An 11,507-nucleotide genomic window follows, 5' to 3' on the forward strand; every position below is an offset into this window, starting at 1 on the left:
CCGCAGTTGAGATTCAGCGGGTTTACCTGGAAAGGGCAAAGGAGTATTTGGCCCAACAAGATCATGATCCGATTCTCGAGGATATCTGGCAGCGATGGGCGACGGTTCTGGACAGGCTCGAAGATGACCCGATGCAGTTGGTGCGCGAAGTCGATTGGGTGACGAAAAGGCATCTGATCCAATCCTATATGGATAAGAAGGGATGCGGGTGGGATGATCCGCGGGTATTTTTGCTCGATCTTCAATTTCATGATGTCAAACGGACGCGAGGGTTGTATTATCTAATGGAGTCTCGTGGACTGGTCGAACGGGTCGTAGAAGAAGAGGCCGTGCAACGGGCCATGTCTACACCGCCGCAGACGACCAGGGCCAAGGTGCGAGGCGACTTTATCCGGTTTGCCCGCGCCAAGAACCGGTCGTACACGGTCGATTGGACCTACTTGAAGCTGAATGGATACTGGGAAGAGACGATTCTCTGTATGGATCCCTTTAGTGCCGTCAATCGACGGGTAGATGAACTCGTTTCACAAGTTTCGGGGTTACGGTTTTACCGATGATCTTTCCTGCGCTCCGACAGGCCCGATTAAGGATTTCTCGGCTCGATCGCTCGTTGATCACAGTGGTTGTTTTGCTGACGAGCGTGTTTCCCGTCGAGCTGTTCCCCAATACCCCGCCACCTCCCAAGGGGATCGACGGGCAATACAGCGGCAAGCAGGGAGAGGTGTTGGTTGTAAAGGTGCCTGAAGAGCAAGAAGCCACCGAAGTCAAAGGTACCTTTCGCAAACGTACCGTACCATTTTTCCGTGAACCCCGTGACGGTGAGCTGCCCGGCTATGTGGGACTGCTTGGCATCGATATGCAGGACTCGCCGGGGACGTACGAGTTAGAGGTTGACGTCAAGCGGGGCGAGCAGACCAAGCATCTCAGCTACAATGTGCTCGTCACCAAAGAGAAATTTGCAGTCGAGCGTCTAAGGCTTCCGAAGAATAAAGTCGATCTCGATGCAAAGAGTATCGCACGTTGGAAAGGGGAACAGGAACAGGTCCGGCAGGCACTCGCAGAGAGTTCACGCTTGAAACTTTGGCGCAGCGACTTCGTGGAACCAGTCAACGGCAGACGAAGCGGCAAATTCGGCAGTAGGAGAATCATGAATGGCAAGCCGCGGAATCCGCATAGCGGAGAGGATATTGGCGCGCCCATGGGAACTGACGTTCTGGCCACCAACGACGGGGTTGTGCGGATCACCGTCGATCATATCTTTTCGGGCAAGGGCGTGTTCTTGGATCACGGACTGGGCTTTTACAGCATGTATTTTCATCTTTCTGAGATCCTTGTGAATGACGGTGATCTCGTTAAGGCGGGGCAAGTAATTGGAAAGGTGGGAGCCACCGGCCGCGCCACAGGCCCCCATCTTCATTGGGGAGTCAAACTCAACGGCGCCCGCGTGAATCCCTATTCGCTGCTCGACCTCCCCTTTAAGAACGGCTCAACGCCAGCCGATGCCATTCCGGCATCAAGTCCCTCCGAGCCTTTGGCAGAATCACAAGCGGTTCCAGCCGATAACTAGAGTATAGAAGGCAGGTCTCAAAGCCGTTTTATTGCTTCGACATATTAAGACATCCGTTCCCATTCTGCTCTAACTAATGAGTGTTTGTCGCAGGTCGGCCAAATTGAGTGCGTCTGTCGTACGTGAGAGAGTTAGTAATTGGATTCGATGCTGGAGGGTGTCTTATTCAGCACGGTGGCGGCGGCTCGAGAGAGGGCCGCGTCATGTTCATGGTCGAGCGAGAAGATGCGGAACTGATCAGACGGGTTGGGAGCAAGTCGAGAAATTCCTCAAGGGGCTCGCTCGACACGTTCTTTGTGCTGGGATCGTAGACGTAGAGCGGGTTCCCGCGTCGGTCTTTCGGGTCCGGTCTTGGATCGAGGGGGGCCATGTCGACACGGAATGCGACATGCCGAATGGCCGTAGGTAGTTCTTTCTGGATTTGTCTGGCAAAATGCTGGTGACTTGGGAAATCCATTCCCCGTTCCTGCCCCTTTTCCTTCAAGACGGTGCTGTAGGCCATCTTCCATTTCACATCCCGATCGAGAATTCGCGCCCATTCCGTGCTCAGGCGTCGTTCTGCGGCGTGGCGTGATTTCTTCCAGTTGCGGACCTGCTCCAGCAAAGACCAGTCGGTCAGATGAAGGTATTCGTCCATTTTCTTCCTGGGATCATGCGGGAAGAGCAATTTCATCGTATCTCCAAAAATGTCCCGTAGGTGAATGTCGATGGCCCTCGTGGTCCGGTGGTAATAGACGTTGGAATAGAGATACATGCGGGTGTTAAGGAACATTTGAAGGGCGGGAAGACCGGTTTTGTGAATCGTGAACCCCTTCTTCGTGATGATCGTGTAGTGAATTAATCTCGTCAAATCCACCGGCCCGACGGCTACTCCGCACATATAGGAATCGCGCAACACATAGTCGAGGTTATCCGCCGTGTAACTGCCTGAAATGACCGGCTGAAGCATATTGAGCCAGCGGGGCAAACGCGAATTGTCCTTTCCTTTTTCTTTCAGGATCACATGGGCAATCTGGTCAGGGTTCAGCTCTTCACCCTTGGCAAACGGGCCTGACGGGCTGCGCCGGATTTTTCTGATAAGAGGACCCAAATGGTCTCGGATGATGAGTTGCCCGAGTTTTTCATGACTGGCATTGAAGGCTTGCAGGTAATTGTCGTCGAAAAAATGGCAAAACGGGCCGTGGCCGATATCGTGCACCAAAGCAGTAATTCTCAGGAACTCTTCTACGTAATTAGCGGATGGTGCGTCGACGACGGCCTTTTTTAAAAACGGATAAAGATGTCGTGCAAATCGACCGGCTACATGCATGGTGCCGATAGAATGGACAAAGCGCGTATGTTCCGCGGATGGGTAGACCCACCGGGCACTTTGGAGCTGATAGATGTAACGAAGCCGCTGTACCCAGGGAGAGTCGATCAGGTCTTTTTCAGTCCGCTCATGTTGCTCCGCCTCACCGTATGGAACGGTGAATGAGACGTACTTATGGATTGGGTCGGCGATAAGGGCTGACCCGTCGTAGGGTGCGTTGGGATGACGTGGATTCCGCTTTCGAGCCATGTAGCGAATCATCTTATCCTAGCGGATTGGAAGGCGGCAACGGCTTCGCGGGGCTGTCTCGGTGACGACGATGTTTCATAACAAGGTACATCGCCAGGGGGTATGAAAATATGGCACCGATGAGGCTGAGAACAATTCCTCCGAGAAAAAATGGGACCGCATGCGGCATGATCTGATCGTAAATGGCGGAGAATCCGAGATTGGTCCAGTCTAATGACGGAGACTCGGTTCGTCCAAGGAGGAGGGCGCCGGTCCAGTAGGTGGCACCAAGGATCGGTACAATCGTCCAAGGATTGTTGATGAGGGCACCGGCCAGTAAGGCCACGAAATTCAAACCGAGAGCCCAGGTGCAAAAGACAACGAGAAGCATGTGGAAGCCGTAGAAGGGACAAAAGGCAATGGCCGTGCCAATGGCGAAAGCAAGGGCGGTTCTTTGCGGTGATTCTTGGAGATGGAGGATTTGTTTGAGTAGTGATCGAAAGGAAGCCATGGTCTTCGTCTGATCTTATTCAAGTGGAACGAAAATGCTCATAACTGGTGAGAGGTAGCGGCCTGCGTTGTCCATCCGGTAATGCGCCCTGGATGCCGGATTTAGCAGGTGTGATTGTGCCTATCCTGGTAATACGAATTTTCCGGGAAGCCGCACGTTGTTTGAAACGGAGTCTGTGTCGCCGAGGCACTGTGAAAAGTAGCTCGTAGTCTTCACCTCCGGCAAGTGCGAGCGCTGTTGCATCTTGTCTCGTCGCGGCAGCATAGGCGCGACAGGCTTTCGAGATGGGTAACGCGGACAGATCGATTTCGGCGCCCACGTGGCTCTCTTCGCAGATATGCCGGAGATCGCCGGATAGTCCATCAGAGATATCGATGGCTGAGCTGGCCCACCGTCCTGAGGAGAGCCAGCGACCTTCGTTGACGCGGGCTGTAGGATGCAGATGACGTTCTATAAGAAATTTCCGGTGTTGCGATAACAACGAACGAGGAGTTCGGATTGCCCGCAAGAGCTTCAGTCCCGCGAGTGAATCTCCGAGCGTACCGGTGACATAGAGGTCGTCACCGGCATGGGCTCCATTTCTCAGCAGAGCACGGCGGGGTGGTGTTGAGCCAACGAGAGTAATGCCAATGAACCAGCCTGCGATTGATGAGGAGGTATCGCCGCCGATGAGCTGAACTTTGTAGGGACGGCAGGCCGCCATCATCCCTCGGTAAAGTTGCTGGACCATCGTTCGTGTTCCCGTGCGGGGGATCGCCAGAGTGATGAGAAGATATTGAGGGGTCCCGCCCATAGCGGCGATGTCACTGAGATTGGCCGTTGCCGCACGGAATCCCACATCGAAAAGGCTCGTGGTGCGAAGGTCAAAATGAATTTTTTCCGTCAAGAGGTCGGTCGTTAGCAGTTGCCAGCTACCTGTAGGCGGGATCACGATTGCGGCATCGTCGCCGATGCCGCGAAAGACGGCGGCATTCTCGGCCCCATACTCGTGCCGTAATGTTCGAATCAGGTCGAATTCCTTGATTGAATCGTTGGCCTTGGGCCGGGCCGGTGATGGCATGCTACGGAGTCTGCTGGGGCAGCCAAGCCTGCATGGTTACGTGCGCATGCGCAGCCCTGCCGGTCTGCCGTGGTCTGGAGGAACGGGAGGACAGTGATTTCTTTTTCGGCGCCTGGCTCTTGCCCGATGGGCGATGCGCTTGAGACGTCCTGGTCCTGCGAAGTGCAATCTTCATGACGTCATCCATCGTATCGGCAAACACAAGTTGGATTCCTTTGAGGATGTGCTTGGGGATCTCATCCAAATCCTTCTTGTTCCGTTTAGGAAGAATCACCGCTTTCAGCTTGGCGCGTTTAGCGGCAAGAATTTTCTCTTTCAATCCGCCGATCGGCAGGACACGTCCGCGCAAGGTAATTTCTCCGGTCATTGCCAGATCTCGACGTGCCGGAACCTGAGCCAATGCAGAAGCGATGGCGGTGGCCATCGTGATGCCGGCCGAAGGTCCGTCTTTGGGAATCGCGCCGGCCGGAACATGAATGTGAAGGTCCTGCTTGGTGAACATGTCCGGGTTGATGCCGAGCGTTTTTTCGCGTGATCGGACGTAGCTCAGGGCCGCTTGCGCCGATTCTTTCATGACGTCACCAAGGTGACCGGTCAACGTCAGCTGGCCTTTCCCTTTCATCACGGTGGCTTCGATATAGAGGACGTCGCCGCCTGATTCCGTCCACGCGAGTCCCGTCGCTACGCCGATTTCGTCTTTCTCCAGTTCTGATTCGGGGACAAACTTGGGCACTCCCAGATACTTATGGAGATTGGCGGGATTGACGGGGAACCCCAAGCCTTTCCCTTCAGCAACCTTTTTTGCGACCTTGCGCATCACGTTAGCGATTTCGCGTTCGAGGTTCCTGACTCCCGCCTCACGGGTATAATTCGTGATGATCTGACGGATCGCCGGCTCACCTATCCGAACATGTTTTTCCGTGATCCCATGCTCAGAAAGTTGGCGCGGGATGAGGTATCGTTGTGCGATGCCGAGTTTTTCTTCTTCTGTGTAACCGGGAATCTCGATAATCTCCATACGGTCACGCAATGCCGGGAGGATCGGGTCGATCAGATTCGCGGTCGTGATGAACATGACTTCAGAGAGGTCGAACGGGACTCCAAGATAGTGATCGGTGAACGTGTTGTTTTGCTCCGGGTCGAGGACCTCAAGCAGGGCAGCTGAGGGGTCGCCGCGAAAATCCATGCCGACTTTGTCGATCTCATCGAGCATGAAGACGGGATTGTTCGTGCCGGCCTGCTTCATGCCTTGTATCATGCGGCCTGGGAGGGCCCCGACGTATGTCCGGCGGTGACCTCGGATTTCGGCTTCGTCGCGAACCCCGCCAAGGCTGATGCGAACGAATTCACGCCCCAACGAACGAGCGATGGATTTACCCAGTGATGTCTTGCCGACGCCGGGGGGGCCGACAAAACAGAGGATCGGTCCCTTCATCTTCTCTTTGAGCTTCCGGACCGCGAGATATTCAAGGATCCGCTCCTTCACCTTCTCGAGATCGTAATGATCCTCGTTGAGCACTTTGGCGGCAGCCTTCAGGTCGAGGTTGTCCTTTGAAGATTTTGACCATGGCAGCTCGACAATCCATTCGAGATAGGTCCGGACGGTGGCGGATTCCGCCGTGTCCGGGTGCATTTTCTCAAGTCGTTTCAGCTGTTTCTCGGTCTCTTTCAAGACTTTCTCGGGCATGTTGGCGTCTTTGACACGCTTTCGAAATTCGGCGACTTCTTCGGCCCGCTCATCCAACTCGCCTAATTCTTTCTGAATGGCCTTGAGTTGTTCTCTCAGGAAATATTCCCGTTGAGTTTTGTCCATCTCGCCTTTGGCCTGGGCTTGAATCTTTTGTTGCATCGAGAGGACTTCGATTTCTTTTGCGAGGATTTCGCTGATTTGCCTGAGCCGCTTCAGGGGATCGGTGATTTCAAGCACCGACTGTGTGATGTCCACCTTAAGCCCAAGGTTCGAAGCGATCATGTCGGCGAGTCGACCCGGTTCTTCCAGGTTTTCGATGACGACCATCACATCCGGAATCAACACCTTGCCCAAGCTGACGATTCTCTCGATTTGTTCCTTCACCGTCCGCATGACCGCTTCACTCTCGAGGACGGAACCGACTGATTTGGATTCGGTGATTTTGTCGATCTTCACCGAGTAATAAGGCTCGGTCTGGACGTAGCCGGAAATTTTCGCCTTTGATAGACCTTGGACCAGAATCTTGATCCGCTCATCCGGGAGTTTGAGCATTCTCATGATGATGCCGACTGTCCCGATCTTATGGATGTCGTCGGGGGTCGGATTTTCGACGTCCAGAGCCTTTTGTGTGGCCAGAAAGATCGTTCGATTCCCGGCCAAGGCTGCTTCGATGGCTTTGATCGACATTTCCCGCCCCACGAATAGAGGGAGGACCATGTACGGAAAGACCACGATGTCTCGGACGGGCAGCAAGGGAAGCTGGTCAGGAATCTCGATGCTCTGGGGAGGAGTCAGGTCTTGTTCAATGGATTCGGTCATTGAAATAGTCCCGCGTTGTCAGAGGAACTCCCTTGCGTTGCTTGCAATCTCGTTTAAGCGATGATTAAGCTCTGCCGGCTCGGCGATGCTCGCTTGGTGAATCGGAGCGGCTTCGAAGATAATCAGCGAAATCCGCCCCAAGGGAGGGGTTCTTCAAGGCAAACTCCACGGTCGCAATCAAGAATCCCAATTTGTCTCCCGCATCGTAGCGATTCCCGTTCACTTCCAACGCGTACATTGGGTTGCGTGCGGCAAGCTCTTTCAACGCATCGGTTAACTGAATCTCACCGTTTTTGCCCGGTTTTGTTTTCCTCAAGATCGGGAAAATATCCGGGGGGAGCACATACCGTCCGATGACGGCGAGATTCGAGGGAGCGACGGCGGGTGCCGGCTTCTCGACTAAATCATCGACCTTGTAGAGCTTGTCTGCGATACGCTTTGGTTGAATGATCCCGTAACGGTTGACTTCTTGATGCGGAATCTCTCGTATACCCAGCACCGCCCCACGGCGCTTCTTGTAGATATGAATTAATTGTGCGAGGCCGGGAACTGGGGCATCGATGATCTCATCCCCTAACATGACAGCGAAGGGTTCATCTCCGATCAAGTGTTGGGCGCAGAGAACAGCATGGCCAAGTCCCAGGGCTTCAGATTGGCGCACGTAGCAAAAATTCGCCAGATTGGATATATGTCTGATCTGGCTCAGCAACTGAGCCTTGCCGTTGCCCTTCAGGTTCTCTTCCAGTTCGACAGAGCGGTCAAAGTGATCTTCAATCGCGCGTTTACCACGTCCGGTGATGACGATGATGTCCTCAATGCCGGAGGCCACTGCCTCCTCGACGACATACTGAATCAGCGGTTTGTCGACGAGCGGCAGCATCTCTTTCGGAGAGGCTTTCGTCGCTGGGAGAAATCTTGTGCCGAGTCCTGCTGCAGGAATAATGGCTTTGCGCACTTCAGAACGGGACATACGGCGATAGTATGTGAAGGGGTAGGTGAAGTCAAGAAATCGGCGAACCGATGATTGCCAGCGTGGAGCGGGATGATATGTGTCAAAACTGCTTTACATCGAAATACTCGACCCATATAATCCGACAGTTTATCAAGCATTGTTCGCAAGAGATGCGTCGCGCTGAGCGACTATGCATCGCACCTCACGCATCCTCGTTGTTGCTGCTATCGATAGCACCAGTCTTGTTCTCATTGCGGCGAGACTGCAGGTACGGGTTGTTTTGGTTCGATCGCATAAGTTCGACGATGAAGCTGCCGGGTGTGTTGACCAGTCTTGGAGCATTAAATCTGTGGAGAAATTTGTGCCTATTCCAGGACGGCAGCTCGTTCTAATTGTGGCGATCGTGTTCTTCTTCTCTGTCACTTCGGTGTTCGAGGTTACGGCCGAGCCTCCTTCCCTTGATCAGAAGGTCTCCTCGATCGATGTCCGTGGTAACAAGAAGATCGAATTGCCTGCCATCGTCGGTCGCTTGACGCTCAAGGCCGGTGATCCCTACACGCCTGAGAATGTTCGTGGGCAAATCAAGATTCTATACGAGACCGGATATTTCGAGGACGTTAAAGTCGAGACTGATTCCGGACCTCAAGGTGTGGCTCTTGTTTTCATCGTTCGCGAGAAGCCTTTTATTACGGAGGTCGTTTTTGACGGTAATGAGGAGTTGGGCGACGACAAGCTGAGAGAGAAGATTACGATCAAGACCCAGGCATTTCTCGACCAACAACAGGCGAAAGAGAGCGCGGAAAAGGTCCGGCTCGCATATCAGGATGCCGGTTACCACGATAGCCAGGTCATCCCGATAGTTCAGACTCTCGATGAAGATCGTAAACGATTGACTTTTTTTATCAAGGAAGGCGAGAAGGCGCGGATTAAGACTGTGACGTTTGAGGGGCTGCGATCAGCGACGAAAGACGAACTCCTCAGAGTGATGGCGACTAGAGAGTGGGTTCCCTGGTACGGCATCATCACGCAGTTGAAACTTCCCTCTTTTGTATCAGATGCCGGCATCCTCAAAAAGGAGGAACTCGGAAACGATGTGGAGCGGGTCAAGGAAGTTCTGGCAAATAAAGGGTTTTTGAACGTTCAAGTCGGTCTTCCCACGGTTGAATTGAGTGAAGACAAGAAATGGTTTTCCGTCACCTATCCGGTCAACGAGGGGGAGCCCTTTACCGTGGCCAGCGTCGGATTTAGAGGGCATACTGTGTTTGAAGAACCTGAGTTGCTGGAACGTGTCAAGATCAAGCCGGGGGAAATCTTCCAGCGACAGAAGGTGCGGGACGAAGTCACTCGCCTGACCGATCTCTATGGAAGCCGAGGCTATGCCTTCGCCGACGTCTCCCCTTCCGTTAATCCCAACACAGAAGATCGAACCGCCACGATCATCTTCAACATCAAAGAAGGCGAGATGATGCGGATCCGTCAGATCAACGTGAACGGTAATGACAAGACAAAAGATAATGTCATCCGCCGGGAATTGAGGGTAGATGAGCAGGACGTGATCGACACCCCGTCTCTCAAGCGGAGTTTTCAGCGGTTGAACAACTTAAACTTCTTTGAAACCGTGGAGATTCTTCCTGAACAGGTCGAAAAGGATAAGGTAGACCTCAACGTGCGGGTGAAAGAAAAGCCAACAGGACAATTTAGCATCGGTGGCGGTTTCAGCACCTTAGATCAGTTGGTTGCAATTGCCGACATTACGGAGGGGAATCTGGGCGGGAATGGTTGGATGGGGCGAATCCGCGGGCAGCTCGGTCAACGACGTACGATCGGGTTGATCTCCTTTCGCAATCCCTATTTGAATGATTCGTTGACGTCCATGCAAATCGACGCCTTTTCTACTCTGACGAACTATCTTTCTTACGTGGAGAACAAAGCAGGCGTTAACGTCACATTCGGACGGTGGCTTTCCGAATATGTTACGGGGAGTGTGACCTTGGTGGGCGAATCGTTGAATTACAAGGACCCCCAACCTGGACTCTGTCCAGACGTCATCCCGTTGATTTGCTCGCAGTTGGGATATCAGAGTACAACAGGATTTCGGGCGATCATCGCCCGGGACACCAGGGACTACTATCTCGATCCTCGGAGCGGTTGGCGGTTCAGTGTTGGCGGAGGTTTGGGAACGCCCTACCTGGGAGGAACCAACGACTTCGTCAAATACGACGTAGATGTCATGAAATACACTCCTTTGCCGTTCGACACACGGGTGTCTTTACGCGCAAGATACGGAGCCGCTCATGGACGAAACGGGGAGCCTATCCCGCTGACGGAACGATATTTCGTCGGCGGTATCAACACGGTTCGCGGATTTGTGTTCGGTCGGGCAGGGCCTGTAACGCCTTTGAATACCTTGATTGGTGCATCAAACCAACTGATTTTTAATGCCGATTTTATCTTTACCGTTTCCCAAGATGCCAAGCTGAATGGCGTCCTCTTCTTTGACTATGGAAGGGGTTTCAACGATGATGAGGCGATTTCTCTCGATTTAAGGCCGGCCGCGGGCTTAGAAGTCAGATGGATATCCCCATTTGGGCCTCTGCGGGCAGCCTATGGCATCAACCTTGATCCTCGCCCGGGAGAGCGCAAGGGAGTTTTTGAGTTTACGATCGGGACATTGTTCTAATGGCGTATGTTATGAGGTGTTTGGTGAGATCGATACACGTATCACGCTGTCTTCAGTTCCTTCTCGCGTGCGGGCTCGGGGCTATGGTGAGTTGCACGGCCGTCGACACGAAGATCGAAGGAAAGATCGGTCTGGTGGATCCTTCCCGGCTGCTCAACGAATCGAATGCCGGAAAGAAGGCCAAAGATACACTTGCCTCATTTTCAAAAAACCGCCAGGCACTGATCGAGCTTGAGGAGAAAGAGTTACGCCGCATGGAGGAGGATTTTGTGAAGCAGGCCAGTGTCCTCAGTCCGGCGGCCAAGAACGAGCGGGAACAGATTTTCCGGCGCCGAATGGCCGAGTATCAACAGAAGGCCGGAGAGCTGACGCGCGAGGTCCAAGAAAAGCAAAAAGAGGTCCTGGACGAATTTCGTGAGAAAGTCGAACGGGTTGTTGGGAAAGTCGCCAAGAAGCTCGGGTTGCAGGTCGTTATTGATAAGGGAAAGGGCGGGCCTGCGATCTACTCGGACGAGACATTGGACATTACGGGGCCTGTTCTGGAGGAGTTCAATCGGGAATATCCCTAAACCGTTCCCTGTTCGTCGTCATAGAGTCCAAGCCAAGGAGATCCGATCATGCATAAGGTGGTAACAAGCGTTCTCGTTGTCGGGGCCATCTGGGCAGCCGCGATGCCCTTAGCCTGGTCAGC

The 11,507-nt window shown here is 53.5% G+C and carries 9 protein-coding genes; 4 read left to right on the forward strand and 5 right to left on the reverse strand.

Translation table 11 applies throughout. The features are described from left to right. A partial coding sequence (locus ACWVCN_RS04235; protein ID WP_455244271.1) for a proteasome accessory factor PafA2 family protein occupies positions 1-557 on the forward strand: 557 nt, incomplete at its 5' end. Next, a complete protein-coding gene (locus ACWVCN_RS04240; protein ID WP_455244272.1) occupies positions 554-1,567 on the forward strand; it encodes a M23 family metallopeptidase in 1,014 nt (337 codons plus the stop codon). The genes ACWVCN_RS04235 and ACWVCN_RS04240, both read left to right, overlap by 4 nt. 166 nt (positions 1,568-1,733) lie before the next feature. On the opposite strand, the gene ACWVCN_RS04245 is transcribed toward ACWVCN_RS04240, so the two are convergent. The 5 genes from ACWVCN_RS04245 to galU form a co-directional block, all read right to left on the reverse strand. Beyond that, a complete protein-coding gene (locus ACWVCN_RS04245) occupies positions 1,734-3,125 on the reverse strand; it encodes an HD domain-containing protein (protein WP_455244273.1) in 1,392 nt (463 codons plus the stop codon). A 13-nt stretch (positions 3,126-3,138) separates the two neighbouring features. Beyond that, the gene (locus tag ACWVCN_RS04250; RefSeq protein WP_455244274.1) at positions 3,139-3,615 is read right to left on the reverse strand and encodes a DUF2062 domain-containing protein; all 477 of its coding nucleotides are present in this window, start codon (positions 3,613-3,615) and stop codon (positions 3,139-3,141) included. A gap of 19 nt (positions 3,616-3,634) precedes the next feature. Continuing rightward, a complete protein-coding gene (gene thiL / locus ACWVCN_RS04255; RefSeq protein ID WP_455244275.1) occupies positions 3,635-4,675 on the reverse strand; it encodes a thiamine-phosphate kinase in 1,041 nt (346 codons plus the stop codon). Between the two features lies 1 nt (position 4,676). After that, positions 4,677-7,184 (reverse strand): endopeptidase La, encoded by a 2,508-nt coding sequence (gene lon, locus ACWVCN_RS04260; RefSeq protein WP_455244276.1) that lies wholly within the window; start codon positions 7,182-7,184, stop codon positions 4,677-4,679. A 64-nt stretch (positions 7,185-7,248) separates the two neighbouring features. After that, positions 7,249-8,154, reverse strand: a complete 906-nt coding sequence (gene galU / locus ACWVCN_RS04265; RefSeq protein WP_455244277.1) for a UTP--glucose-1-phosphate uridylyltransferase GalU — start codon at positions 8,152-8,154, stop codon at positions 7,249-7,251. Positions 8,155-8,326: 172 nt separating this feature from the next. Here galU and bamA point away from each other — a divergent pair, with 172 nt between their 5' ends. Both bamA and ACWVCN_RS04275 read left to right on the forward strand, forming a co-directional pair. Further along, complete coding sequence (bamA, locus tag ACWVCN_RS04270; protein WP_455244278.1) at positions 8,327-10,816, forward strand: outer membrane protein assembly factor BamA; 2,490 nt, start codon at positions 8,327-8,329, stop codon at positions 10,814-10,816. Between the two features lie 23 nt (positions 10,817-10,839). Beyond that, complete coding sequence (locus ACWVCN_RS04275; protein ID WP_455244279.1) at positions 10,840-11,385, forward strand: OmpH family outer membrane protein; 546 nt, start codon at positions 10,840-10,842, stop codon at positions 11,383-11,385. The last annotated feature ends 122 nt before the right edge of the window (positions 11,386-11,507 follow it).

It is taken from the genome of Petrachloros mirabilis (assembly GCF_975968855.1).

Bases quoted from the DNA above. Each gene is read 5' to 3' on its own strand.
- ACWVCN_RS04240 (WP_455244272.1), top strand. From the start codon at position 554: ATGATCTTTCCTGCGCTCCGACAGGCCCGATTAAGGATTTCTCGGCTC.
- ACWVCN_RS04245 (WP_455244273.1), bottom strand. From the start codon at position 3,125: ATGGCTCGAAAGCGGAATCCACGTCATCCCAACGCACCCTACGACGGG.
- ACWVCN_RS04250 (WP_455244274.1), bottom strand. From the start codon at position 3,615: ATGGCTTCCTTTCGATCACTACTCAAACAAATCCTCCATCTCCAAGAA.
- thiL (WP_455244275.1), bottom strand. From the start codon at position 4,675: ATGCCATCACCGGCCCGGCCCAAGGCCAACGATTCAATCAAGGAATTC.
- lon (WP_455244276.1), bottom strand. From the start codon at position 7,184: ATGACCGAATCCATTGAACAAGACCTGACTCCTCCCCAGAGCATCGAG.
- galU (WP_455244277.1), bottom strand. From the start codon at position 8,154: ATGTCCCGTTCTGAAGTGCGCAAAGCCATTATTCCTGCAGCAGGACTC.
- bamA (WP_455244278.1), top strand. From the start codon at position 8,327: ATGCATCGCACCTCACGCATCCTCGTTGTTGCTGCTATCGATAGCACC.